The organism is Ruminococcus flavefaciens (assembly GCF_900116855.1).
In the GTDB taxonomy this organism is placed as follows: domain Bacteria; phylum Bacillota; class Clostridia; order Oscillospirales; family Ruminococcaceae; genus Ruminococcus; species Ruminococcus flavefaciens_R.
On sequence record NZ_UETD01000008.1, the window covers coordinates 131,733 to 156,350 of the forward strand.

The 24,618-nt window shown below is 41.3% G+C and carries 27 protein-coding genes and 1 tRNA gene; 14 read left to right on the plus strand and 14 right to left on the minus strand.

The window, feature by feature from the left end; all coding sequences use genetic code 11:
• The first annotated feature begins 1 nt into the window (after position 1).
• Positions 2–1,039, plus strand: a complete 1,038-nt coding sequence (locus DSZ37_RS09665) for a hypothetical protein (RefSeq protein ID WP_109726705.1) — start codon at positions 2–4, stop codon at positions 1,037–1,039.
• 430 nt (positions 1,040–1,469) lie between these two features.
• Here the strand turns inward: DSZ37_RS09665 and DSZ37_RS09675 are convergent, their stop codons facing one another.
• The 6 genes from DSZ37_RS09675 to DSZ37_RS09700 all read right to left on the minus strand — a co-directional run bounded on the left by DSZ37_RS09675 (position 1,470) and on the right by DSZ37_RS09700 (position 8,002).
• Positions 1,470–1,949, minus strand: a complete 480-nt coding sequence (locus DSZ37_RS09675; protein WP_109726706.1) for a hypothetical protein — start codon at positions 1,947–1,949, stop codon at positions 1,470–1,472.
• Between the two features lie 346 nt (positions 1,950–2,295).
• Positions 2,296–4,623, minus strand: coding sequence for a glycoside hydrolase family 3 N-terminal domain-containing protein (locus tag DSZ37_RS09680; protein WP_109726707.1), 2,328 nt, complete (start codon positions 4,621–4,623; stop codon positions 2,296–2,298).
• 220 nt (positions 4,624–4,843) lie between these two features.
• A complete protein-coding gene (locus DSZ37_RS09685; protein WP_109726708.1) occupies positions 4,844–5,377 on the minus strand; it encodes a relaxase/mobilization nuclease domain-containing protein in 534 nt (177 codons plus the stop codon).
• The gene (locus DSZ37_RS09690) at positions 5,359–5,661 is read right to left on the minus strand and encodes a hypothetical protein (protein WP_109726709.1); all 303 of its coding nucleotides are present in this window, start codon (positions 5,659–5,661) and stop codon (positions 5,359–5,361) included. The genes DSZ37_RS09685 and DSZ37_RS09690 overlap by 19 nt, the downstream gene beginning before the upstream one ends.
• A gap of 244 nt (positions 5,662–5,905) precedes the next feature.
• Positions 5,906–6,382, minus strand: coding sequence for a hypothetical protein (locus tag DSZ37_RS09695; RefSeq protein WP_109726710.1), 477 nt, complete (start codon positions 6,380–6,382; stop codon positions 5,906–5,908).
• Between the two features lie 144 nt (positions 6,383–6,526).
• The gene (locus DSZ37_RS09700) at positions 6,527–8,002 is read right to left on the minus strand and encodes a serine hydrolase domain-containing protein (protein ID WP_181380293.1); all 1,476 of its coding nucleotides are present in this window, start codon (positions 8,000–8,002) and stop codon (positions 6,527–6,529) included.
• A 379-nt stretch (positions 8,003–8,381) separates the two neighbouring features.
• Here DSZ37_RS09700 and DSZ37_RS09705 point away from each other — a divergent pair, with 379 nt between their 5' ends.
• From DSZ37_RS09705 to DSZ37_RS09730, 6 genes are all read left to right on the plus strand, one after another.
• Positions 8,382–8,666, plus strand: a complete 285-nt coding sequence (locus tag DSZ37_RS09705; RefSeq protein WP_109726712.1) for a DUF960 domain-containing protein — start codon at positions 8,382–8,384, stop codon at positions 8,664–8,666.
• A 64-nt stretch (positions 8,667–8,730) separates the two neighbouring features.
• Positions 8,731–8,979, plus strand: coding sequence for a hypothetical protein (locus DSZ37_RS09710; protein ID WP_109726713.1), 249 nt, complete (start codon positions 8,731–8,733; stop codon positions 8,977–8,979).
• A 57-nt stretch (positions 8,980–9,036) separates the two neighbouring features.
• Positions 9,037–10,152, plus strand: coding sequence for an amidoligase family protein (locus tag DSZ37_RS09715; protein WP_109726714.1), 1,116 nt, complete (start codon positions 9,037–9,039; stop codon positions 10,150–10,152).
• The gene (locus DSZ37_RS09720) at positions 10,152–10,346 is read left to right on the plus strand and encodes a hypothetical protein (RefSeq protein WP_109726715.1); all 195 of its coding nucleotides are present in this window, start codon (positions 10,152–10,154) and stop codon (positions 10,344–10,346) included. The genes DSZ37_RS09715 and DSZ37_RS09720 overlap by 1 nt, the downstream gene beginning before the upstream one ends.
• A 12-nt stretch (positions 10,347–10,358) precedes the next feature.
• Positions 10,359–11,333 (plus strand): class II glutamine amidotransferase, encoded by a 975-nt coding sequence (locus tag DSZ37_RS09725; RefSeq protein WP_109726716.1) that lies wholly within the window; start codon positions 10,359–10,361, stop codon positions 11,331–11,333.
• A 65-nt stretch (positions 11,334–11,398) separates the two neighbouring features.
• Positions 11,399–12,577, plus strand: a complete 1,179-nt coding sequence (locus DSZ37_RS09730) for a site-specific integrase (RefSeq protein ID WP_109726801.1) — start codon at positions 11,399–11,401, stop codon at positions 12,575–12,577.
• A gap of 170 nt (positions 12,578–12,747) precedes the next feature.
• Here the strand turns inward: DSZ37_RS09730 and DSZ37_RS09735 are convergent, their stop codons facing one another.
• The 5 genes from DSZ37_RS09735 to DSZ37_RS09755 all read right to left on the minus strand — a co-directional run bounded on the left by DSZ37_RS09735 (position 12,748) and on the right by DSZ37_RS09755 (position 17,602).
• Entirely contained in the window at positions 12,748–13,290 is a 543-nt protein-coding gene (locus DSZ37_RS09735) for a hypothetical protein (RefSeq protein WP_109726717.1), read from the minus strand.
• A 262-nt stretch (positions 13,291–13,552) separates the two neighbouring features.
• The gene (locus DSZ37_RS09740; RefSeq protein ID WP_109726718.1) at positions 13,553–14,074 is read right to left on the minus strand and encodes a DUF6756 family protein; all 522 of its coding nucleotides are present in this window, start codon (positions 14,072–14,074) and stop codon (positions 13,553–13,555) included.
• Positions 14,075–14,352: 278 nt separating this feature from the next.
• Positions 14,353–15,168, minus strand: a complete 816-nt coding sequence (locus DSZ37_RS09745) for a hypothetical protein (protein WP_109726719.1) — start codon at positions 15,166–15,168, stop codon at positions 14,353–14,355.
• A 97-nt stretch (positions 15,169–15,265) separates the two neighbouring features.
• Positions 15,266–15,640 carry a hypothetical protein gene (locus DSZ37_RS09750; protein WP_109726720.1) on the minus strand — a complete coding sequence of 125 codons (375 nt, stop codon included), beginning with the start codon at positions 15,638–15,640 and terminating at the stop codon, positions 15,266–15,268.
• Positions 15,641–15,733: 93 nt separating this feature from the next.
• A complete protein-coding gene (locus tag DSZ37_RS09755; protein WP_109726721.1) occupies positions 15,734–17,602 on the minus strand; it encodes a hypothetical protein in 1,869 nt (622 codons plus the stop codon).
• 205 nt (positions 17,603–17,807) lie between these two features.
• On the opposite strand from DSZ37_RS09755, the gene DSZ37_RS09760 reads away from it, so the two are divergent.
• From DSZ37_RS09760 to DSZ37_RS09790, 7 genes are all read left to right on the plus strand, one after another.
• Entirely contained in the window at positions 17,808–18,002 is a 195-nt protein-coding gene (locus tag DSZ37_RS09760; protein WP_109726722.1) for a helix-turn-helix domain-containing protein, read from the plus strand.
• On the plus strand, positions 17,992–19,194 hold the full coding sequence (locus tag DSZ37_RS09765) for a tyrosine-type recombinase/integrase (protein ID WP_109726723.1): 1,203 nt from the start codon (positions 17,992–17,994) through the stop codon (positions 19,192–19,194). The genes DSZ37_RS09760 and DSZ37_RS09765 overlap by 11 nt, the downstream gene beginning before the upstream one ends.
• 39 nt (positions 19,195–19,233) lie before the next feature.
• Positions 19,234–20,610, plus strand: coding sequence for a DNA primase family protein (locus DSZ37_RS09770; RefSeq protein WP_109726724.1), 1,377 nt, complete (start codon positions 19,234–19,236; stop codon positions 20,608–20,610).
• Positions 20,611–20,743: 133 nt separating this feature from the next.
• A complete protein-coding gene (locus DSZ37_RS09775) occupies positions 20,744–21,076 on the plus strand; it encodes a plasmid mobilization protein (RefSeq protein WP_109726725.1) in 333 nt (110 codons plus the stop codon).
• Positions 21,076–22,278, plus strand: coding sequence for a relaxase/mobilization nuclease domain-containing protein (locus DSZ37_RS09780; RefSeq protein ID WP_109726726.1), 1,203 nt, complete (start codon positions 21,076–21,078; stop codon positions 22,276–22,278). Before DSZ37_RS09775 ends, DSZ37_RS09780 begins: the two co-directional genes overlap by 1 nt.
• A gap of 210 nt (positions 22,279–22,488) precedes the next feature.
• Complete coding sequence (locus DSZ37_RS09785; protein ID WP_109726727.1) at positions 22,489–22,812, plus strand: hypothetical protein; 324 nt, start codon at positions 22,489–22,491, stop codon at positions 22,810–22,812.
• A 16-nt stretch (positions 22,813–22,828) separates the two neighbouring features.
• Positions 22,829–23,209 (plus strand): hypothetical protein, encoded by a 381-nt coding sequence (locus DSZ37_RS09790; RefSeq protein ID WP_109726802.1) that lies wholly within the window; start codon positions 22,829–22,831, stop codon positions 23,207–23,209.
• Between the two features lie 251 nt (positions 23,210–23,460).
• Here DSZ37_RS09790 and DSZ37_RS09795 read toward each other — a convergent pair.
• From DSZ37_RS09795 to DSZ37_RS09805, 3 genes are all read right to left on the minus strand, one after another.
• Positions 23,461–23,537 (minus strand) — tRNA-Met (locus tag DSZ37_RS09795).
• A gap of 103 nt (positions 23,538–23,640) precedes the next feature.
• Positions 23,641–24,138 (minus strand): GNAT family N-acetyltransferase, encoded by a 498-nt coding sequence (locus tag DSZ37_RS09800; protein WP_109726728.1) that lies wholly within the window; start codon positions 24,136–24,138, stop codon positions 23,641–23,643.
• A gap of 9 nt (positions 24,139–24,147) precedes the next feature.
• Positions 24,148–24,582 (minus strand): GNAT family N-acetyltransferase, encoded by a 435-nt coding sequence (locus DSZ37_RS09805; RefSeq protein ID WP_109726729.1) that lies wholly within the window; start codon positions 24,580–24,582, stop codon positions 24,148–24,150.
• Positions 24,583–24,618: the final 36 nt, after the last annotated feature.

The following is a 24,618-nucleotide window of genomic DNA, read 5'->3' on the forward strand; positions in this document are numbered from 1 at the left end:
TATGAGGCATATTGAGATCGCAGTTATACTTTTTGCGCTTGCAGGCTTATTTGCGTCCTGCGGCAAGGTCCCGGAAAACACTGTAACCGGCACTGAGCAGACTACTGCAGCGGTTAACACAACTGCAGGCACAACGCATTTTATTTCAACAACTGTAACATCAACTACCACGAGCGGCAGTCAAACTGCCGCTCAGACTCATGCAGAAGCTGTTACGGTAAATACCACTGTGCCTGAGGATACTGACATACCCCCGGATTTTACAACTGAACAGCCTGCAGAAGCAGCAACAGAAGCTCAGAACGATCAGATCACAAGATTTGACGCATTCTCTGATTATACTTTATGGGCAGAGTACACCGGTTATCCGGACGGACTGCTTGAAGCAGAAGGAGCAACCGGCATAAATCAGGACTATTTCCATACACCTGACAGCTCGCCCGCCTATAATTCCGGAAGGATAGTTATTGGCGACAGCAGATGCTGTCAGCTTGGGATCTACCAGTACCGAGCAGGTCTGAATGATTTTGCAGACTTTGCTGTCTGGGGAGGTCACTATATTTCCGGCTATGGAGGTATAATGACTGACGAACATCTCCGAGATGTTGAACAGTGTTTCCAGTCACAGATCAGAAGCTGTCAAAAAAGTACAATATTCTTTTTTGCTACAGTAAACGACTATGATTGCTGGAACAATAATAATTCATCATATATCAGCGCAGCAATAAATACCGCTGAAAAGCTTGCTTCTATGTCATATGAGATGAATGGTATCACATATCACCCGGAGGTTTATGTTATCGGATTTGACGGATGCTGGCTCATCGGTGATCTGTTTGGCACACCTCAGGACGTTTTCAACCGTTACGTTCAGGAGTATAATGAAAAGCTCGGAAGTGCCTGCTCATCAAGTCCTTCCCTGCAAGGCAGATTCACAACAGTTCAGGATATAGTCGGAGGTAAGGCTGGATTTATCGATGACGGTCTCCATTATTCTGATGATACATTAGAAGCAATATGTTCTTACATATCAAATTGATCACTTGAATATTTCTGTGTGACCGTTCTCTTAGTGAGATGCGCTTTATCAGCAAAAATTCCGTGATTATCATATGCAGGACAGTATTCTCATGATGACCCAAACATAAGCGAAAACGAATTCAATACTCTGATTGCAGATAAGAATAACTTTTCATGGGTATCGCCAAGTTATACTTATTTTACGTCTCAGATTCAAGGCGATGCCTATACTAATTCAGTCAAGCTGAACATCAATCCCGCCCATGACAGCCTGCTCCGTATCTTTATGGCATATGTTCCCTTTGAAGATGCAGTAAACATCGAGCCGCAGCAGCTCAATACCTTTGAAAGAAAAGACTTCACTGTGGTTGAATGGGGGTGGCAGCAAGATACAATAGCAATCATATATGCTTAAGAATTAGCAGGGGCTCATATGAGCCCCTGCTTTTCTATTTAATGTATCTAAAGCCATAGTCTTCTCGAAGCTCTTTGAGCCTGCTTTTGGGCGTTGAAAATCCAAAACGGGAATCATATTCCACGAGCATCAGGTAATCTAACGGCGACAAGATACACAAACTAATGCCTCTATCATCGCCACATTTGAACAGGCACCTATCTATCACAGGCACTCCATTATCCCCCTCATGACAGAGATAGTAGTCGGATGCGTCAAAGCTGAGCCAGCGCGTCAGCAAGAAGTATCGGCTCATATCAGCAGGCACTTCGAAGATATCTACTATTTGGAGCCACGTCTTGTTGACGCTCATGATCATCAGAATCACATATATCTTTGGAAGATCTCCAGATTCCACTGTGAAACTGATAGTTTGCTCCTTGGTATTGACAGCAATATTACAGATGCTTTTGTTATCGTCGAAGTGAAAGTCATCAGTAAACGTCTCAAACCGGGAAACCAAAATCTCTCTCATATTTTCATGTTAACCTCCTAATCCTCTGGATATACTGATTTAGAATCCAACTTGTCACAGCTGTCCTCCCCGAAGGGAGGATTATTATGTTTTCGCCTGTTCAGCGATTATTATTCGCTCTTATTCACTATAATAATATCTATTTCAGAAACTCAAATAACAGGCAAAGGAATATATAAGCAGAAGTACCGCCCGCAGGCGGTACCGTAATATTGATCTTCAAAAATTAATCTGCTTCATAAAGGTCAAAAAGATAATACTTCCTGCCTTTCTGACGGTTCTCAATGAGCATAGTATCAGGTATAAAGCCTGCTCCATACCATAATCTCCGGCATTTGCAATACGGTCATGGTTTCAAATAGCGCATCTGTCGTAATGTACTGATGAACTCTGCATACACCTCAGCAGAACATCCCGAGTTATTCAGCACCTTCCCGATGCTATCCATTGCAGTGTACTGGTACGTTGAGAGTATGCTCTCCCATGAAAGACCGTGAGACTGATAAAAGCTGAAGAGTGCAGACTTCAGATCAGGATTTTCATATATTTCCTTTATGCTTGTATGCTCACCCCAGCTGTATGGTGATTCACCGTCATATCTCAGAATTATACCGTAAGAATTGTCCCAGTCGATGGAGTCAGGAGACTCAACTGTCGCATTCAGTAGATATTCGCCGTCCTCAAGCGTCCATTCATGAAGATCAGGATCCCAGCTTTCAAAGGAGCGCCTGTCAATATGAAGGTGTACTGTTACTGTCTGATGTGGTTCTGCATATACCTTTTTAAATGCACAGAGTTCACATACAGGCTTTGTCAGGGTTGACTCAGGATCATGCACATAGATCTGTACTACAGTCTTTCCTGCGATCTCGCCTGTATTTTTCACATCTGCTGTCAGTTCAAGGCCGTTTTCGATATCGCCGCTTTCGACGCGAAGGCCACGCACCTCAAAAGTGGAATAGGAAAGTCCGTAACCCAAATAGTACCTGGCATAATCGACTTTGGGATTGCGATGAAAGCGTGTTGCATAATAACGATAGCCAACAAAAATACCTTCTCCGTAGTTTACAGTCATACCGTCACCGGGAAAGTTAAGATACGTCGGCATATTATCCTCACTGTACGGGAATGACAGCGGCAGACGTCCTGACGGATTTACATTTCCGCAGAGTATATCAGCAATTGCGGCAGCTCCCTGCATTCCCGGCAGCGAGACCCAGAATACAGCATCATACAGATCAAATACTTCACCTGTAACAGGTCCTGATGTATTCAGTATAAGAACGGAGCGCATACCTTTCTGCTTTGCATATCCGCAAATCTCGCTTATACGTTCCGCTTCATCATTATCAACGGATAAAGTTTTTCGGTCGTTGCCCTCCTGCCCTGCAACATTAAGGACATATATGATCGTATCAGAACCGTCATACAGTCCCTGACGGACATCTTCAAAATGCCTGTGCAATTCTGAACATAAGTCGGTATTACGATCAGTACGGACACATGCACTCCCCTCTCCGCAGGTCAGCAGTTCTCCGCCCATTGTACCCATAAGTGCAATTCTCGAAGGAGCAGGCAGCGGACAGCATTTTTGTTCGGAGTCGGCTGAACAGGGGGAGTTTTTCAACATGACAATACCCTCTGCTGCAGCTTTATAAGCGGCTCGGTCGGTCATTTCTGTATCAATATGCCCTGTTGGCGGCAATACATATTTCCGTGCAAGATTAGCGGCACGTTCTGCCGATCCTGCAAGCTTATCAGGCTCAAGCGTTCCGTCTGCCAGTGCTTTTCTGAGTGCTTCAGGTGAAACAGGCCCCGGCATATTCACATCACAGCCTGCATTAACTGCTTCGGCAGGATGATACACGGCTCCCCAATCGCTCATAACAAGCCCCTTAAAGCCCCAGTCTTCACGGAGAAGCTCTGTCAGCAGCCACTTGTTCTCAGTACACGGTACACCGTTTATCTGATTATATGCAGCCATTACGGTTGCACAGCCTGCTTTGACACAAGCCTCAAATCCGGGAAGATAAAGCTCGTAAAGGGCTCTCTCCGGAATTATCTCATTTATCCCCTGACGGTTAGTCTCCTGATTGTTGGCTGCAAAATGCTTCACATTTGCCGCAACTCCCTGAGACTGTACACCTTTTACAAGCTCGGGAGCAAGCTTCGTAATAAGGTAAGGATCCTCGGAGTAGCCTTCAAACAGTCGTCCTGCCCTGAGGTCCCGATGAAGATTTATGTTCGGTGTACCAAGCAGCACATGAATACCATACGCCCGTGCATCATGTCCAAGTGTCTGACCTACCTGATAAACTGTCTCAGGATCCCATGATGCACCAAGCAGCATACCCGGCGGATAACAGCCGGGGGCTGTCTTCTCGGGTATTATTGACCGGAGCTGTTCACAGAGCCAGTTGTATAATTCAACCTCTTCCCGAGTATCAAGCAGATCAGGTCTATAGAAATTCTCAAGCACTTTTCTGAATACAGCTGTACCTCTTTCGGGACGATCAGCCTTTTCCATTATATCACCGAACAGCTGCTCAAAATTGAGACCTGTTCCTCCGTCAAGCATCTGAATACGAGGGACTTCCTTATGCGGCAGTTCGCCCATGCCGAAAAAGGACCGCCCGTTTATCATTGTGATCTGTTCGTCAGTTGTCAGCTCCATGTCCGATCTCCCTTCTGCAAAATGATCATCGTATTTTCATTCATTATACCATGCAATTGTTAAGTTTTCAAGGTGTCTCCATGTTCTTCAGTCATGCAGAAATCGGGAAAAAGATATATTTAGCCGTAGTAACCAAAGGAGAATATATACCAATGAAAAAGCTGATTATTATAAACACACGTCTTTACAGTCTCACTGCTGCTTTGATAAAACCATACGATTATTCCTCAATATCACGAGGAACGAATATCATAGGGCATTCCTTTTCTTCGCCGTTTTCCTTATAGATGACCAACTTAGTAGGCTGACCGGTAACGTCCGCAACTCTCTGTGCCAATGCATAGTTAGTTTTATAATCACCATAAAGCATTGAACCGTCATTGATATTGGTGGGACTTGTAACTGTATGAGAGTGGTATATACCCCCGTCACGGACCTTATAGTGCGTTCCCATCGCTGTCAGATGACTTTCTGAAATATCCTTGAATATCTCCTTTGTAAGCTCCATAGCTTTTTCAGCAGTAGGAGCAGTTTCCTCTGTAAATGAGGTCATGTAATGAAAGCAAGGAGTTTTATCCTGGTTACCCCAATATTCTGAAACCTTTTTGAACTGTTGCATGGCTTCCAAAGAATCATTAGGATTGACACCAAAGCCTTCTTTCAGCACCTGATCCTTCCCAATAGGATAATTCACGACATGTTTTAAGCACTCATCATCCCCTAATGTGTGGTATATCACTTTAAACGTCTCCATAGTATTGCAACCTCCTCATATGTTTGTAGTGCCTCCTGCGGCATATCTGGTTTTAAATCGCCATATTTCTTGTTCTTTGCATTCTCCAGTTCATACATCAAAGCTGGTGTAAGCGGAACTGGATAGTGCTTGAGTCTGTCTAATGCTACATCGGATCTTGGAACTCCCTTTTCCTTTGCTTCCTGATCCAACTCGTTAAACAGAGACAGCGGTACTTTCAGCGGTAAAGGTACCTTTGGATCCTTTGGTTCTCTTTTGATTGTTGTTTGTTTCTGATCTTTCATGTAGATCACTCCTAACATAGTATTAATTCCATATGTGTTGATTCTATACTCTCGGACTATACCCAGTTGGAATACATCTTAATATTAAATATATTAATTACAGGATATAAGTATAGAACAAACGTAATACGGAATTTACATATTAGTACAAAATTCAGAATAAAAAATCCTCCCGAATTATCGAGAGGATTTCAAAATATTCAGTATAACAAAGAGAGCTTTTCTATCATGGACAATGTAGCTCCTATCGTATCTCATCCATCATAAAACAACTTGAATCGATATAATACTTCTTGCCTGTTTCCAGCCTTTTTAGCACCATCGCAAAACGTTCATCATCACAACTGTAATCGCATTTATCAATAAACGTTTCATCAAAGACCATAGGGTAACGAATATACTGACGAAGAATATTCTCATCACAGCTCATTGGTTCTTCAAGAATAGTATTGAGAATACGAAGTTCATCTAATAAACTTTTCAATTCCTGCGGACAGTACTCTGTTAGCAGCGCAACAGGATATTCTGCACAAAGAAAGCCGTAGCATTTATCATAGCTGACAACTCTTTCAGGAGTAAGTCTATACCAGTGAATATCCGCCCATGCGTCCCAGTCACCACAGTAAAAACTGCTATGGGAGTTTATGTCCTTTCGTACAGTTTCAAAATCATAGCTGCTTTTATTCTCGATCGCTTTAGTAAATATTCCGGTATAGTCCATAGATATGCCCCTTTACAGCTGATAAATTAGCCTCATTTCATTTTGCAGTGATACTAAAGTATCACCGCCTTTATTTGTTATATATCGTTTTGCCGCCCCGTAATGGGGCGGTAATATTTTGACATAATGGTTATTATTACATGATTATTCAAACAGCTTTTCAAAATCGGAAACGGACTCGTCATTATTGATACTCATGGTAATAATATACATAAGCTCATCATCGATCTTTCTCGCAAAGTAATTGAATTCTGTATTACCATGATAGTCGATAACGGACTTTGCCCTGACATATTCTTTGCCTCCTAGTATGGCTTTGTTTATGTCTTTGCTTTTTATAGTCCATCCGTCTTCATCATCCTCACCTGCACGAGCCATAAGTTCAATGTAATCATCAAGGTATTCTTCTTCGGTATAGTCACTGTCATCCGGAACACCCAGCTTTGTATTCAGAAAACTGATCTCTATGGCATTTCCGCTGCCGTTGCCATCATAAAACAGGTTGTCACACCTTTTAGCAGATTCGATCCTTTTATCTTCTTTTTCAAAGCCTGACATTACCGAAGGCAAATCTTCGACTTCAATGCTCTCATATCCTTCAGGTAAAGTCATTTTTATATCTGCATATTCATTGATATACACGCCGTCTTTTACAGTTCCTCTGGTATAGCCTGTATCTTCCAAAGGCTCAGCAATAATATCGGCACCGTTCTGAACCGAATTGCCTGTACGTTCAAGGGTTATCACATAGACATATCCGAGTTCGTCGGATTCAATTATCTTGTTATTTGCAGAACAGGAAAGCGATGAACCATCATGAGAGTAGCCGTTTTTATCTTGGTTAAGTCCGCAGCAATAGCTGTCATCATCTTTCAGAAGTATCTCCATAGAATTCTTGCTGAGAAGCTTTCCTCCGAACAGAGCACGGTCAAAAGCTATCATATCTGAAACACATGAATGTATTCCGCCGTCACCTCTGGAGTTATTTGGACAGACAGGATAACCGTTTTCGTCAGTAAAGCCGTAAGCCGCCTGCTCCTCAAAATCCACAGGTACATATGTCATATCGTCCTTTGCCATTGAAGTGGTCTTTTTCATGCCGCACTTATCAAATATATTCTTTTGAACATAGTCGCAGTACTTCATACCTGTTACCTGTTCAATAATGAACGCCAGCAGGCGGTAATTCGTATTGCTGTAGCTGAATTGAGTGCCGGGCTCGAACATTAATGGTGCATTATACAACGCCTCAAGAAACTGTTCATCGGTGGTTTTATCCTGAAGGATATCGCTAAGCTGTTTGTCTGCCGCTTCAGCACCCGAAATATTCCAGAATGGATCGGGATTGTTCATATAATCAGGGATACCTGAATTCATGTGCAAGAGATTATATATCGTAATGTCTTTTCCTTTTTCATACTCAGGGAAATACTTGTCAAGAGTATCATCAATACTTAGCTTGTCTTTTTCCTGAAGCTGCAATATACATACAGCGGTGAATGTCTTGCTTACTGAAGCAATGTCAAAAACAGTATCCTGAGATACAGGCGTTTTACCGTCTTTTTCAGCAGTATCTTCGCAATACAGATACACGATATCATCATCTGTTGCAACTGCCATGACACCGTTACACTTTTTTGAGCCATAAGTTTCAAGGAGTTCTGAATATTTTTCGTTTTTATTCGACCACGATTGCTCGGATTCTGATAGTTTAATGTCTGAAAAAATATCATCTGATTTCTTATTGCTGCAAGATACAGTCGGCAGCAGCATTGCTGCAGCAATTAATAAAGATATTGGTTTTAAAAGCTTATTGTACATTTCTAAGGCACCTCCTCTTTTGGCATAATTATAGCATTTAAGTAAATGACTGTCAAGCAAAAGCAGTATCACATGCATAATTCCTTTTTTTTCCGAATCTGAAGTATATATTATTTCAATGATAGTAATTATTATCACCACTATCTTTATTCATTTTCAGAGAAAGGAGGAAACGACAATGTTCATGAATAAGCGATATCTGACCTGCGGAGTTGACAGCACTATACCTATTGAATTGCAGCTATTCCTTTGGGAGTGTGTTGAGCGTATGCCTGCTCCGAAAGACTATCTACAGGTCTTTGAGCTTAGTCGGTCAGGTCCAATGCAGTCTATAATACACAGCTCAGAAGAACCTGAATATCGACAGGTTTACATGATACCGTCAGATACACCGATAACCGAAAAGCTGTACATCATTGATGACGGCGACCACAGCACAATGCTGCTCGCAAGTGAATACTGAACATTGATGCCGCTCCTTCGGGAGCGGTTTTTCTGTTATATCTGGTTTTCGGGAGGTGAGGAAAATGGATATACTTGATGAACTGGCTGAGAAGTTCGCTCTCACGCTGGATTCGCAGCTTTGCAACAACAGCGATTATCTGAAAGCAACTGCAATGCTCAATGAGCTGGTAAGGGAGTTCCCGATAAAAAAGGCAACTGAGATTGAGGATATTGCAGCTGATCTCACGGCTGCGGCATTCAATACAGGGATACGCTCCGGACTGAAACTCGGAGCAAGAATAGCTATCGGTCTTATCGGCAGCGACAAATGAATATCAACAAAATAGCCGTCCTTCGGGACGGCTTCACTATTTTATGGAGGTCTAAAAATGGAAGAAAACAATAAAAATGCGCTTTATTGCTCACACTGCGGAGCACTTATTGATGAAGATGAAGACTACGAAGAAGTCAACGGCGAGGTAGTCTGTACAGACTGTTATGAGCACCACACAACTGCCTGTGACCGTTGTGGTACAGTTATCTGGACAAATGATAGCTATGGGGATGAATATACGACTCTATGCCATCACTGTTACGAGAATCATTATACCCGTTGCTCCTGCTGTGATGCCCTTTTACACGAAGATGATGCCTATCACCTCGACGGATACGACTACTGCTCGGAATGTTACCACGATGAAGTCGATAAATCGCGTAGTATCCACGACTACGGCTACAAGCCAGAGCCGATATTCCATGGTGATTCTAAGCGCTTTTTCGGAATTGAGCTAGAGATTGATGGAGCGGGAAAAGACTCAGATAACGCTGATGAACTGCTTAAAATAGCCAATTCAGATGGAAACAGCGAACACATCTACATCAAAGGTGACGGCAGTCTTGACGACGGACTTGAAATTGTAACGCATCCAATGAGCCTTGAATATCATAAGCAATTCTGTTGGGAAGATATCATGAAAAAGGCTATATATCTGGGATATCGAAGCCATCAGACAAGCACCTGTGGACTCCATATCCATGTAAACAGAAGCAGTTTCGGAGATACAACCGATGAGCAGGAACTGGTAATCAGCCATATCTTGTTTTTCGTTGAAAAGCACTGGGCTGAGCTTTTGAAGTTCAGTAGGCGGAGTGAGTATTCGATGAACCGTTGGGCTGCCAGGTACGGTTATGAAAAGACAGGCCGTGAGATCTTGGATAAGGCTAAAAAAGGCAACAATGGCAGATATGCTGCTGTCAACGTTATGAACTGGGCAACCATAGAATTCAGACTGTTCCGCGGTACTTTGAAGCATAACACACTCATCGCGGCTTTAGAATTGGTTGATGCTATATGCGATATTGCCATGAACATGACAGAGGATCAGATTGAAAAGCAATCATGGTCAGACTTTGTCAGCACTATAGAAGCCACAGAGCTTGTGCACTATCTCAAAGAAAGGAAATTATACATCAACGAAGACGTTGAGGATCAGGAGGAATTATAATGATGAAACCATCAGAAATTATGGAAAAAATCCCGAAATTACCCATATCAAACTTCAAATATTCAGACGCCCAGGTAATTCTCAGGCTTGTGACTATCATTGCGGCCTGCCATCTAAGTGGAAAAATCAACCGCGTCCTGAAAAGGATACAGAAAATGGAACATCCGAATGACTTTATAGACTTGCTTAAATAAGGAGGTATGAAAATGTGTTCATTGTTTGGTTATCTTGACTACCAAGGCATAGTCCCACATAAAATATTGAAAAAGTTGACTCAATCTCTTGCAGTTGCTGCGGAGGAACGCGGCACTGATGCCACAGGAATCTCCTACATAAAGGACGGAAAGGTAGTAATATTCAAGCGCGCAAAAGCAGCTCACAAGCTTCATCTTAATCCGCCTGAGGGAACAACAGCAGTTATGGGACATACCAGGCTCGCTACTCAGGGCGATAAGAAGCAAAACTACAATAATCATCCTTTCGCAGGTCATGCTGATACAGAATTCGCCTTCGCGCACAATGGAGTGCTGTGGAATGATAAGGAGCTACGTAAGGACGGAGTAATCCCAAATACATATATAGATACCGACAGTTATATCGGCGTACAGTTGATAGAGAAGCAGGGAAAGCTCGACTTCGACAGCCTCAAGTACATGGCGGAGACAGTCGAAGGCAACTTCACATTCACGGTGCTCGACCAGTATAATAGCTTATATATCGTCAAAGGAAGCAATCCGATGTACCTGATCCACTTTGAGACAATAGGCTTATATGTATATGCAAGCACTGAAAGCATTATGAAGAAGGCTTTGAAACAGATGGGGCTTCATAAGTTCGAATCAAAGCGTATAGAGACTGAGGAAGGTGATATTCTCCGCATCGACAGGAACGGAAAAACCACAAGGTCAAAGTTCGAGCCTAAGGTTTACTGCTCAAAATACGGATCATGGTATGACTATGAGGACTCTCCTTATTATAACATACATGAGGAAATACTTCTCGCCTACTGTGGCTGCTATGGAGTCGATAGCTCTGATGTAGAACTTTTGCTTGACTACGGCTATACCTGCGACGAAATCGAAGAGATGCTTATGGATACCAACCTGCTCCGAGAGGCTCTACATGATGTAAAGTATATACTTGGAGAGGATGTGTATGAGAGTTACTGCGGAGCTTTTTAAAGCTTCACCGGCACATTCTCGGACAGTTAATAAATGGAAACCTATATCCAGAGAGGCAAATGCTTATGACAAAAAAAGCAAACAATGAAGGTAGTATTTATAAAGATAAAAAGGGGCTTTGGCGTGGAGCTGTTACTCTTTACTGCGAAAACGGCGTGCCAAAACGTAAATACTTATCTGGCAAAACAAAACATGAGGTCACAGAAAAAGTCAATAAATTATTGAATGAAGTAAAGTACGGAGACTACACTGAGCCTTCAAAAATCACTCTTTATGAATGGATGAATATCTGGCTTGATATGTATTGCCGCGGTGTATTAAAGCAGACAACTGTAATCAACTACGAAACATACATAGAAAAGCATATAAAGCCTACTATAGGCAATATCAAGCTATGCGACCTGAATCCTATGATCGTACAGCGCTTTTATCAGGAAAAGTTCAGGAATGGCAAGCTTATAGGCAAAGGCGGTCTCAGTCCAAAGACGATGCATAATCTTCATACGATGATCCACACATCTCTGGACAAGGCATACAAAATGCAATATATTAACCGCAACATCGCTGATTTTGTGACTCCGCCCAAGCTTGTCAAACATGAACGCAAATTCTTCACAGTGGAAGAGCAGACTGAGCTTCAAAAGCATCTGCCGGATGAGAGGCTTGGAATGGCGGTGCTGCTTGATCTCTATACCGGACTGCGTATGGGTGAGTTGCTTGGACTTCCGTGGAAAAATGTCCACTTCGATTTCAACGGAACAAGCTACATCAAAATTGATCAGACTATCTCACGTATCAGAAACCCTGATAAAAGTAGTCCTCAAAAGACGCTCCTTATATTCAGCACTCCCAAGACAAGCTATTCTGTCAGGACGATACCTCTGCTGCCTGAGATAGCTCAAAAGCTTTATGTTCATCGTCAGGAGCAGGAGCGATGGTTGGCTGAGAACGGCTATCCGGATATCGGACTTGTGTTTATATCGCAAAACGGACAGCCCATAGATCCGCGGAATTTCCAGAAAACTTTCAAGTGTATGCTTAAAAGATATAATATCCGTATCATCAACTTTCACGGAATCAGGCATACATTTGCTACCCGTAGTCTGGAGAGCGGTATGGATATAAAGACTCTCAGCAGATTACTCGGTCATAGTTCTATTCAGATAAGCCTCGATCTTTACGCTCATGTCACAGATCAGCTTCAGCTTGAACATATTTCAAATCTTGAAATGTTCCTGAAATAATATGATTTGCAGTTCGCCCATCACGGGCGAGCTGTTTTTTCTATTATATAGGAGACTTTTTGCGGACACTTGGACACTCCGCTAAATACAGCCATTTATAAGGCATAAAAAAGCACCTGTCTGTTTGGACAAGTGCTTAGTTTTTATTAAGTTTTCGTGCAATACAATTATTATCTGGGACGGCAGTAATGATAATTGAGCATAAACTCAAACTCATATCCCTGCGGATTGCTTTTAAACTCTTCTCTTTTCTTGAGATCGGTGATAAACTTCTCTGCAATTCCAGCATCTTCATTTCGATTTTCAATATATTCAAGAGACCACAAGAAATCTTTCAGTTCTTCTGCTTTGGCTTGGTTTGTAACCTCGTAACCTTCCCACCACGAACAGCTTCTTTCCTCAGTCAGTTCAGAATCCGGCACACAGCTTCTGCTAAATATATAGGAACATATTTCACGCAGAGCAACTCTCGGTACAGAGGTATAGGCATTTCCTTCTGCTCCTTCTTCAAGCAGATACTGTTTTCCCATATATTTTCCGCATATTCTGAAAATAGCCGGTGGAAGATCAATGAACAGACTGCTGGCCCACCAGCAGATTTCTTCATAGCCAGCATAATCACTTGCAGGCGCAGGGATCACTTTCGGACCGGAGATGATGTCACCGGTTCGCTTGTCCTTGATGCGTACGCTGATATCAAAATCGAAACTCAACTTCAACACCTCCTGTACTTCCATTATACCGGAATTATAGCACAACAGGAAGAAAAAGTCACTCAGAAGAAGTACAAGCTTAATCTATCTAACTATTATATTCGTAAATACTCAAACTTCACGGATGAACTTTTTCTTTTATATATAAAGCTTTTTGTGGACACTTGGACACTCTGCTGAATATAGCCGTTTCAGAGGCATAAAAAGCACCTGCTTTTCAACAAGTGCTTACATTAAACAATATTGCAATATAAGTAAAGAACTATTTTGTCAGTGAATACATACATTCACCATCATCGGTATGAACTATCACATAGTCGTATTTTTTTGAAACAACATAAAAATCATCAAGCCAGCCATCGGTCTCTCTTAAAACTGCTATGATTTCAGGAATATACCCTTCATAAACCCAGCCCTGACTCAGTATCAGATAGTGCATATTATTGAGATATTCATCCGGTATTAATGCTGCTATGCTGCCGATATATTCATAATAATCCTTTCCCCAGTGAATCAATGGAGATCGTTTCAGATTCTTTTGAAAAATCAGCCATAGATAACTTAACTCTGTGAAATCAGGTTTTCTTTTATCTTCATAATCAATAAAACTGTAATAAAACTTATTGATTATAGACTGATAATTATTTTTTGAGGCTTCATAAAAACGTTTTCTGTCTATGTTTTCTTCTTTGATTATTTCTTCGATCTCATCACGTATCCAGTATCTGAAAGGTTTGCGGAATGCTTTATCCTGCCATTCGGTACTTTTCCAATCATTACTCATAAAATCACCCGATATTTCTGATATTGTATATAGATCTCGTTAGCATTTCAACATCTGAATTATAGCACAGCAGGGAGAAAAAGTCAATCAGAAGAAGTATAAGCTTCTTCAACCTAACCATTATATTCGTAAATACTCAAACTTCACGGATGAACTTTTTCGTTTATATATAAAGCTTTTTGTGGACACTTGGACACTCCGCTAAATACAACCATTTATAAGGTATAAAAAAGCACCTGCCGCAGCAAGTGCTTCGTGTATATTCAGTTAATTGATTACTATAGTTTTATTCCACAGCTCTCGTTATCTTCAACATATTGGTTGATGATATATTCCGCTGCTTTTTGTCCGCTTTCAAAATCCCAACGAATGGGAAATCCCTCTCGTTCACGCCGATGTGCGTAGGTCAGATGATAAATGCGCCATAGCGCAGTTCCGTCATTCCTTATTGATTGGAACAGCATATCATCATTGGCATCGCATTTGTATATCGCATACACCCGACCGTCAAAAAACGGATCATCCTCACCGAGTTCAAGCTTCAGTTCTTGAACAAAGGGGGATTCGCGTTTCTCCTCTGGCAGCATCCACCAGTTGAAATCATCTCCGAATTTTTCCTCACAGCACTTCATGATATCTTCCATGGACATATCGTCAGTGATCTTGATTTGGTTTTGTTCACGCAGGGAATCCGAAGCTCCTTCACCGAAATACCAGTCAAAATAATCATCAAACAGCAATATTCCGGAACGCCGCACCATGACGGGACTGTCACCGTTTGGCTTGTAAAGAAGATCACAGTTGAGCATACGCACCAGCTGTTTCATAACATATAAAAGTTCATTAGCTGAATTGCAATCAGAAGAAGAGAAATACTGAAAGGAAAGGCAATGATTAACATTGACACCATAGTCCTCTTTCATCCATTGTATCGTTCTGTTATCCCATGCATGAACAGATGCTTTGATACGACCGTTGAAAAAACTCTTTTCGCTTATTGCTTCATTCGGGATGGACGGATATAGATTCTGCATCAGCTCGATCAGCTCAGAAGAATTATCTGCATAAAGGTCAATATAGTTTTCAACTGACAATTTTTCACCTCTCACTATTTTATTGAATTATAACGCAGAATGAATGAAGGAAAGAATAAATAAAACTACCTCTTACATATGCGCAGAGAAAAAGCCTTTACATCAAAGCAACTTTTACTTTTTCACAATACAAGTTAAACTCAATATCCTGTTCATCTGAATAAAGATGGTATTTATTGTCGCTACCAAAGGGTGATAACTCCTCTATCATAAAGCCGCTGTATAGTCCGTTCATCATATCAAAATTCAGATTGCCTCTTATATTATATAAGGAAAGCTCGATTTGATACTGTCGAGTATTATCTGTAAGCAGTAAAGTGATTTTATTAGTATAATCGCAGTAAAATTCATCAATATCCTTTGAGCAATAATTAAGTTCCACTATATTTCCGAAACAATGCCAGTTCTGAAGCTCTGGCGGGAGTTTTTCCTTAAGAACGTCTATGCCGTATATATTCTTATAATCAAACATATCATCACCTGCAAAATATGATTTATACCCTAGCTTTTTTTGAGTGAATTTTTTCCTTTTTATTAGAAAAAAACGTGGACACTTGGACACATACTATTGTATCTCGAATATACTAAAATTCTGAAGTTTAAATCCACGCAAAAATGTTCCGTAACCAAATGTCAAAAAACACATATCATCATCCGAACCGTTATAACAGAATTCAAAAGTATACTTCTGCATATCTGATGTAAGAATAATGTCGCTTTTATCGAATACAGATACCAATGTTCCATCAGTCTTTTTATTTATGATAATAAAGCTGAAGGGATCATCACTGCACCCGCAAGCCTCAAATTCTATCCTGTAGTTTTTACCGTTTTCAAAGTAAAGAATTCCCTTGTTATTATCATCAGAGGATTCTATGGATGAACTGCCAATATCAAAATATATAAATGGCTCCTGTTGTGTATTGCATAGACATTTATAGTACCTTTGCAAAGAATTCTTCAAGAAGAGATAAGGGTTATATTCCGTAGATAGTAACGTCTCATCGCATGAGATTTTGGAAATCTCTACTTTTTGAGCAAAAGCATAAATAACACTCTTATTATCATTATAAAAAGCTGTATATTTATTGATTGCTGTTTCTAAGTTCTTGGAATCACAAATTTCCTTCAGATATTTGCAATGCTGCTTATATGCTTTATCATCCTTGCTGATATATTTCTTCATCTCTTCATGGTTGAAAAAATTCAGTTTCTCGCAAAGGTTATCGATAGCGACAGAAACAAGGTAAATGTATATAATTTTAGGATCTAAACCATCAATAGTATTGTCTTTCAGGAAACTTTTGAGATTATTATACCTGTCCTTTTTCGACTTTTGTGCTTTATCTATCGAAAAATAAAGATCATAGTTTTCGGTATACACGCGCTCTAGTACTGCATTCAAGGAATTCATCCACTGAAGATATCTCGCCCTTTTATCATAGAAATATTTCTTTTCCAAAGCTCTAATAGCAGCACCGAGTATTTCAGCTTTACTTCTATTAAACCTGTAGTCATATAAATAAGTTTCTTCTTCACTATTACTGTCATATCCAGTATTTTTGGTAATATACCAGAAGTATCTGGGGCAGTATATTTCTCTACATATATTTTCCCAAATTCTGAGAGATAAAATATGAGTATCTTTTTCAACTGAAAATCTGCTGTTCTTCTTGAATGGAAAGATCTGATACTTCATACCTGCTTTGTTCATGACGATATTGCTTGCAATAGCTGAATCATAGTCCTTCATATTACATATCACTTCATTTTTCAATCCTGAGAAACCATCCTGAAAATTAGAAGTATCTATTAAATAGGCTATTTTACATTCAGTTATATCATATCTTTCATCTATTACCTGCTCTATATCGCTAATGTTAGCAACATTATAAATCAGATCTATGATATCATTGGATTTCACTTCTTTTCTTATCTTCCTGAAGACTTCATCATATTTCTTTTTAAAAAGGTTATTCCTTGCGCTGCCCAGGCAATCAAAGTCTTCAAACAAAACACCAATAAGCATACTTATATATTTATATAGTAATTTTGAAAAAAGATACTGTTCAGCCTGAGAATGAAAGATGTAATCAATATCCACACCCTTTTTCTTAAAAAAAGCAACCGCATTATTTACAGCAATATCCCTATTAAACGTATAACCCTTCTTTTGTTTACCAACATATTTAAATTTACATTGCTTATGTGTAAATGTCAAATTGAAAAGATCTTCATATCTAACACGGTATGTTACTTTAAAACTACAATCTGTAAAATCTTTTTTTCTTCCTAAAACTATTTCAGTATTAATGTCACTCTTTTCAATGCTAACTGACAATACACCAAATATGTCGTTCACCAGCTCTCGCAAACAAGTTTGCCTGATGTCTTCCCCTTCTTTCTTTTTTTCAGGAATAACATAATTTCCCACTTCTTAATCCCCCTATACTATTATAAAGTATATTTACCTTTTCTGAACTTACTATATCACACTCTGCAAATAAAAATCAAGCTTTTTTCGGAGAATTTCCGAAAAATTTGTACAGGATCGTTTCCGTGGTATTCTCTAAGAACGAGCTATATTATTTCAATCCGGCTCTTTATATAGATATTTTAACAGAAAGGAGGAAAGCATTATGAAACAGGAAAAGTTATGTATGAGTGCTCACGAGTTATCTCTGCAAACGGGATTATCGCTCTCGTTCATCAGAAAGCTTACTCGCGAGGAAAAGATTCCCTATCTCCGTGTCGGAAGACGCGTCTTATATCCAGTAAGCAGCGTCGAGGAATGGTTGTCTAAGAACATGGATGCTGAAAGCGATGAGCAGTAAGGCCTCAAATGGCGAAGGCAGCATTTTCCGCCAAAAGGACGGCAAATGGAGGGGAAGTCTTACGGTAACGCTTCCAGACGGGACTAAAAAACGCCCATGCAAGCGTTTCAAAACCCGTCGCGATGCGGACCAATGGCTGACCAAAATAAAGGCAGATCTACAGGCGGGAAGACCCGTACTGTGTTCTGAGCTTACTTTCGGCGAGTACATAGTACAGTGGCTCGAGAAGTACGGCTGTATGGCCATCCGAGACAGTACCAAAATGAACTATTATGGCTATATCAGGCATATTCAGCGGCACTGTATCAAAAATGCTAAGCTAAAAGATTTGACAACTGATGATCTTCAAGATTTCCTTTTGTTCCTGCAAAGCGCTGGACAAATGGACACCGACAAACCGCTCAGCGCTAAGACCCTGCATAATATAATGAATATGGTACACAAAGCACTTGACCACGCAGTAGGAAGGCAGCTCATATACCACAATCCGGCTGACTATATACAGTTACCTCGTGTCACTACACCGATGATGCGTGTACTTACAGAAAATGAAATAGGCAGATTCGTTGCCGCAATGCAAGGAGATTCGCTCCAAATAGCGCTTGTGCTGATGCTCTTTTGCGGGCTTAGACTCGGCGAAGCTTGTGCGTTGACGCATGATGATGTTCGCTGTGATGACGGAATCCATTATCTCAGTATTACCAAGTCGCTAAACCGCATATCCAACTTCGAGGCTAGGGACGGGGAGCCGAAGACACTTCTCAGGATTCAGGAAACCAAGACATCAAAGGGTAAAAGACAGGTACCACTGCTGCCGGAAGTAGCTGACAAGGTACTCTCGCACATGTGCTGGCAGAAAGAGCAGGCGGAGAAATCCTATGGTCTTTACGAGGAAAATCCATATCTCGTATCCAACGAGCTTGGACACTTTCTCGACCCTGGGACGGTAAGAAAGAAGCTGAAGGCAGTTGCTGAGAGCATCGGCATTACGGCATTTCATCCTCATTGCTTAAGGCATACTTACGCCAGTAAGGCGGTAAAATGCGGTGTTCCGCTCCCATACCTGAGTGATATTCTCGGTCATGAGAGCACCTCATTCACCGCAAAAGTGTACGTCACTCTTGACTTAGAGGGACGTGCTAACGCTCAGGCTGCTATGTCTGAGTTAGTTAAAAGTACATTTAAAAAATAATCTATGGGCGGGCGAAATGCCCGCCAGAAAGGAAATAATATGGCTGCAATAGCATTTTTAATCACGGCATTTCTTGCCGGCATTTCATTGATAAGTATTACTGAAAAAGACGTATCTACTCAACTGACCAGAGATATAGGTCGTCTTAAAATCATCAAATTTGACGGTGAAACGGCATATATCAACATCAAGACACACTGGCAGAAAATCGGTCGTGTGGAGCTGCTCAAGGTAATACGTAATCTTATCGCTCCCGAAGACAGATTCGAAGTCGGAAGCAGAGTTATAGCAGAAGTTGCAAAGCGCCTCGCCGAGGACGTTTCTCTTCAATTCAGCATTGAAGCGGCGAATAAGGCGCAGGAATACCTGATCAACTTCAAAAACGGCGTTCTCAATATCCTCACCGGGGAATTCACCACGGACCGCAGTAAATGGATATTCGACTACGTCCTCAATGTTAACTACATAGAACGCTGTACGGAGAAAGACTGTCCGGTGTTTATGAAATTCATAAGCACCTCAGCTGGAATCGAGAATCTTCAGTGCATACTTATTTCCTTAGGCTTCGGAATCTCTTCACTAACAAAAGTGAAGAAGGCGGTGTTTTTATTCGGCGAAACTGACGGCGGAAAATCCACTCTTCTGGACTTTCTTGCCACTGCCGTATCTCCGGAGCTCATCTCCAACATAAATTTCCAGCAACTGGGAAGCGGTTATTTCGTGATCCAGCTCCTCGGAAAAAAACTGAATATCTCCTACGATAATAGTTCGAAAGCAATGGACAACGAACAAATGTTCAAGTCAATAGTTGCCGGGGAACGCATCTCAGCAAGAGCTCTCCGTGAGAATCCCGTACAGTTCGTCCCTACAGCGAAGCTTTTCTTTGGATCGAACAAGCCTTATACCTACAAGAACCCGGATCTGGCCTTATATCGTCGTATGGTATTCATCCCGTTCGAGTACAGTGTTCCTCCTGAAGAACAGGACAAGGAGCTTCTCAATAAGCTTGAGGCGGAACGCGATGTTGTATTCTCCTTGGCAGCTAGAACCTTGAAAAGCTTCGTGGAGGCGAGGTACGATTTCAAAATGTCACCGAAGGCTAAGGCGTATCTTGAAAGCCGTATCGCCGCTCTCCACTCAGTTGACGGTTTCTTAGAAGATCGCACCATTGTTGATGAAAAGGGTTCAGTATCTGCTGCAAATCTCTTCGAGGCGTATAAGCTGTGGTGTGATGAAAATGCCCTCGACGCTGATGACAAAGCTGAATTCAAGGAGTCAGTCCTTGCTTTCGCTCCAAATATCGAATATAAAAAGGTAGGTCCCAGAAGCAAGAGAGTATGGGGATTTCGTGGTATCCGACTGAGGACATCCGATGAATTCGATACCCCAGGCGATAACAATACTGTGACGAAATAAACAATATTTTTCGTTCGTAAGCATATAAGAGGGCTGTTTTTTTTCAGCCCTCTAAAGAAAAAGTAATGATATGTACTACTTAATGAAAAAAGTAGTTCTATTCCGAAAATTCATGACTAAGGAGGGCGTTATTTTGAAGCGCACAGAGAATATCCAATTTAAGGCGTCACCTGAAGAAAAGCAGATCATGCTTGATAATTCAGCTAGAGCCAACACTGACCTCAGTAAATACCTTAGAACGATAGCAACTGAAGAAGGGAAGGTCATATTCCTCGACAAGGGAGGATATATTCCTCGCGGCCTCATAGAAATAAATGACAAGATCAACGGAGCATTAAGAAATGGTAAAATCTCAGATGCTCTTGGTCATGAGCTGCTCTCAGGAATAAAGGAGATAATGACAAAATTTGTTGAAATATCACAACAGCTTACAATAATCAACAACTGCGACGAGGAGGGAGCATAATGTCACTACTTATTGCTCGTCAAGGCGATAATCGTACCATCAACGACTTCAAAACGATGTACGACTACGCAACTGATCCGTTCAAGACGAAAGATAGGCATTTTGTCTACACCTTCGGAGCGGTCACAGATGATCCGTTCGCAGAAATGCTTGCTGTAAAAACAGTTTTCGGCAAAACAGGTGGTAGACAGTACACACAAATGATACTATCACCGACGCCTATCGGTAACGAGATTGCCGACGAGGATTTCTTTGAAATGTCCAAGGAAATTGCAATCCCAATATATGAGAACGGATTTCACTGCACTATTACAGTGCACTTTGACACTGGGAAACGACACTTACATCTATTGCAGAACTGCGTTTCTTTTGTTGACGGGCACAAATTTTCACAGAGTATAAGTCAGCTGAATCGTTTCAAGCTTCATTGCAATAAAGTTCTAACAAAATATGGGTTTGACCCCATTTGCAGAGCTACTGAAATGATTGAAGACAAAAAGGAGTATTCCTTTGCTGACGGATACGATTTTTTGGAAGCTTACAACGAGATCGCTGATGATATCGCATTCAACTTCTACAACATCTGCGAAGCTCCTCCTGTACCTACTGTGGAAGCTCCCTCTGTCTCACATAACAGCAAGTATGACAATCCCGACTGGCCGAGTGAAGGTGGATACAATCATTTCTTCGCTGCTAACTATCCTGGCTATCAGGAAGCCTGGGACATGCTCTCCAGCATAGGTAACAACTACTGCCGCGATACAACCTTCGATAACGCTTTCTCTCCCCCGAGTGAATGCGTCCCCATCAGCCCCTTCTCTCCGGCAGACTTTACGCCTGCCATCATTGTTCGCGACAGTTCTCCGCAAACTGTCGCATATGATGAGAGCGAATACGGTTCAGGCTTGTTCATCGACTATAGTAAACATTATGATATTCATGTTCCAGAGACCATCCCACCTGATGAAGTTGAAAGCATCATAAAAAAGGTTCCTATGATGACAGAGAAGCAGAAAAATGATGCTATCAAAAGTGCTTCTGCAGCAAAGCACGCACTGGAGCACAGAGGAAACAACTCCAAGGTCATTCTTGATCTTTCAGAACAAGTTACTCTACATTTTAACGATGAAGAGAAACGTAATGAAGTTCCTGATGTCATTGATGTTGAGTGTAATGATATTACGGATGCAAACAATAAATAATCATATCAAACCGGCCCAGAAACGGGCTGGTTTTTTATTCTTTTTCATCTGTATTCAGATTTTTGTTTCAACATAGTACTACGCTGCAAATAAGACTGCTATACCGTCAAGCAAAAAGCAATTGAATTTTAGATCAGAATAATGTATAATGATCATAGAAGTAACATTTTCTTTCATAAACGTTATATCACAAACAAGGGAGGCGGAAACATGGCAAAGTATAAATTCAAGTACTGGTTCGAATGGCATGCACGCGGTGACTGCTTGTGGGCTGCTGATAAAGTAACAAGCGAAAAATATGGTTACACCCCTGCTATTGATGATATGCCGCTGTCACATGAACTTGTAATATTCCTTAATGAAACAGGCGATATGCATGATGATGCTTTAAACTGGGAATATCCGCCTGATCCACCGGATCCTGAAATATGGACTCCTGAAAAAGAAACTGAATTTGATAAACGAGCTCATGAAGGCTATGAGCGTATTTGTCAGGAGCTCGGAAAGGATTACGAGATAATCTACGATGTATAAATCCAAGGAGAAAAATATGGACGACAAGTATCTTCTGATTGAAAAGTATCACTTAAAACATGAAAACAACGCATGGTACTCGGACAGGGAGAACTCACATAAACACCTTATATTCAAGGATGCTTTCTTTGAAAGAACAGACGTTATCGGTCTGCTGTTCAGGATCAATAAACTCTGCATGGCCAAGGTAAAGTATTTCCGTGCTAACATAGATAAGTTTGAACCATTAAAGTATCATTATAAGGACGGATTTATTTCTGTACATCTTTGGGATGCAGACTTCCTGAGGCACAGAGCCTCAGGTTACATTCTTGATTTCCGCTATCTGCAAACAATAACTGTATATGAGGATTTTGTTGCACTTTGTCAAGAGTTGGAAGCTTTTGAGAACAACTGAAAATGATAATAATATACACCCTTTACGGGTGCATTTCTTATAACTATCTATTTTATTAACACTAAGCCCTTCTTTTGTTAACCTTGGTTAACAACAAACTGCAATATACTTCAAAAACTCTAAAAAACACTCAGTGATTCTCGGCGATATTTCGAGGAAAAATAAACGCGTTGCTGCACGGTTGCTGCAATTGTATAAAAACGGACATAAAAACAGGCACTTCCGAATGCTCGAAAGTGCCTATATTACGTTGGTTGCGGCGGCTGGATTTGAACCAACGACCTTCGGGTTATGAGCCCGACGAGCTACCTAGCTGCTCCACACCGCGATATATAGTGCAGTATCATCTGCGACTATATTAGTATACCACATTTAGAATGTGATGTCAACAGCAGAAAAGATATTTTTTTATTTTAACAATCGTTGATCTCTCAGAGCGGCAATTCCATCTCAATGCAGTTCCATGTTTCGCCAAGTACCGAAAAGCTCTCAGAGCTGCCGCACTCGTTGAACCCAACAGCTTTATAGCAGCCTTTAGCAGAGGAATTTTCATCAAAAACTCCAATGGACAGCTTTTTCGCGCACAGCTTTTCTCTCGCATACCCCTTAGCCAGCTCCAACATTTTTCTGCCGAGTCCCCGCCCGCGGTGCGACCTGTCAACAATGACGAAGCCAAATCGAACCACAGTCCTCTCGGCGTCGGTGTATCGGAGTATCAGGTGTCCCACGGGAACATCGCTTTCATCCACGGCAGTCATGGGAAAGAAGTCTCCGTTTTCCGAGCAGGCGATGTAATTATCAATGATATCCTGTGGAGAAACGGGATAGTTTTCGTATCTGTCGGCGCACCACATTCTGAACTCTCTTTCGCAGCCGATCCAGCAGGTAATATATTCGGCATCACTTTCCATGAACTCTCTGAGTACCATACATTCACCTCAAAGCCACTGTATAAATGCAGTCTTATCGCTGCTGTTATAGCCTGCATTCTCGTAAAAGCGAAGAGTTCCTGCCTCTTTTGAGCCTGTCAGGAGCATCATCTTGTAGCAATTTTCCTTTACAGCGATCTCCTTTGCGAAGTCAAGACAGGCAGAGGCAAGACCGCGGCGGCGATAGGGAGCGGATGTGACCACATTCTCGATAAAGGCGTAGGGACGCTGTCCTCGGGTCAGATTGGGTATAATGACGCAGACACATGAAGCGGCGATAATTCCGTCCACATCGGCAACTATTATATGGTGGTCGGGGTCGCTGATTATCCTGTTCCATATTTTCATGAACCGCTGATCCTTTTCGGGAAACGGATTATCGTGAAGCTCCATATAAAGGGTCATGAGTCCGTCAAGGTCATTATTTGTAATTTCTCTTATCATAAAACCGCCTCCTTTTCAATAATTATACCACACACA

Bases quoted from the DNA above. Each gene is read 5' to 3' on its own strand.
- DSZ37_RS09665 (WP_109726705.1), top strand. From the start codon at position 2: ATGAGGCATATTGAGATCGCAGTTATACTTTTTGCGCTTGCAGGCTTA.
- DSZ37_RS09675 (WP_109726706.1), bottom strand. From the start codon at position 1,949: ATGAGAGAGATTTTGGTTTCCCGGTTTGAGACGTTTACTGATGACTTT.
- DSZ37_RS09680 (WP_109726707.1), bottom strand. From the start codon at position 4,623: ATGGAGCTGACAACTGACGAACAGATCACAATGATAAACGGGCGGTCC.
- DSZ37_RS09685 (WP_109726708.1), bottom strand. From the start codon at position 5,377: ATGGAGACGTTTAAAGTGATATACCACACATTAGGGGATGATGAGTGC.
- DSZ37_RS09690 (WP_109726709.1), bottom strand. From the start codon at position 5,661: ATGAAAGATCAGAAACAAACAACAATCAAAAGAGAACCAAAGGATCCA.
- DSZ37_RS09695 (WP_109726710.1), bottom strand. From the start codon at position 6,382: ATGGACTATACCGGAATATTTACTAAAGCGATCGAGAATAAAAGCAGC.
- DSZ37_RS09700 (WP_181380293.1), bottom strand. From the start codon at position 8,002: ATGGCAGTTGCAACAGATGATGATATCGTGTATCTGTATTGCGAAGAT.
- DSZ37_RS09705 (WP_109726712.1), top strand. From the start codon at position 8,382: ATGTTCATGAATAAGCGATATCTGACCTGCGGAGTTGACAGCACTATA.
- DSZ37_RS09710 (WP_109726713.1), top strand. From the start codon at position 8,731: ATGGATATACTTGATGAACTGGCTGAGAAGTTCGCTCTCACGCTGGAT.
- DSZ37_RS09715 (WP_109726714.1), top strand. From the start codon at position 9,037: ATGGAAGAAAACAATAAAAATGCGCTTTATTGCTCACACTGCGGAGCA.
- DSZ37_RS09720 (WP_109726715.1), top strand. From the start codon at position 10,152: ATGATGAAACCATCAGAAATTATGGAAAAAATCCCGAAATTACCCATA.
- DSZ37_RS09725 (WP_109726716.1), top strand. From the start codon at position 10,359: ATGTGTTCATTGTTTGGTTATCTTGACTACCAAGGCATAGTCCCACAT.
- DSZ37_RS09730 (WP_109726801.1), top strand. From the start codon at position 11,399: ATGACAAAAAAAGCAAACAATGAAGGTAGTATTTATAAAGATAAAAAG.
- DSZ37_RS09740 (WP_109726718.1), bottom strand. From the start codon at position 14,074: ATGAGTAATGATTGGAAAAGTACCGAATGGCAGGATAAAGCATTCCGC.
- DSZ37_RS09750 (WP_109726720.1), bottom strand. From the start codon at position 15,640: ATGTTTGATTATAAGAATATATACGGCATAGACGTTCTTAAGGAAAAA.
- DSZ37_RS09760 (WP_109726722.1), top strand. From the start codon at position 17,808: ATGAAACAGGAAAAGTTATGTATGAGTGCTCACGAGTTATCTCTGCAA.
- DSZ37_RS09765 (WP_109726723.1), top strand. From the start codon at position 17,992: ATGAGCAGTAAGGCCTCAAATGGCGAAGGCAGCATTTTCCGCCAAAAG.
- DSZ37_RS09770 (WP_109726724.1), top strand. From the start codon at position 19,234: ATGGCTGCAATAGCATTTTTAATCACGGCATTTCTTGCCGGCATTTCA.
- DSZ37_RS09780 (WP_109726726.1), top strand. From the start codon at position 21,076: ATGTCACTACTTATTGCTCGTCAAGGCGATAATCGTACCATCAACGAC.
- DSZ37_RS09785 (WP_109726727.1), top strand. From the start codon at position 22,489: ATGGCAAAGTATAAATTCAAGTACTGGTTCGAATGGCATGCACGCGGT.
- DSZ37_RS09790 (WP_109726802.1), top strand. From the start codon at position 22,829: ATGGACGACAAGTATCTTCTGATTGAAAAGTATCACTTAAAACATGAA.
- DSZ37_RS09800 (WP_109726728.1), bottom strand. From the start codon at position 24,138: ATGGTACTCAGAGAGTTCATGGAAAGTGATGCCGAATATATTACCTGC.
- DSZ37_RS09805 (WP_109726729.1), bottom strand. From the start codon at position 24,582: ATGATAAGAGAAATTACAAATAATGACCTTGACGGACTCATGACCCTT.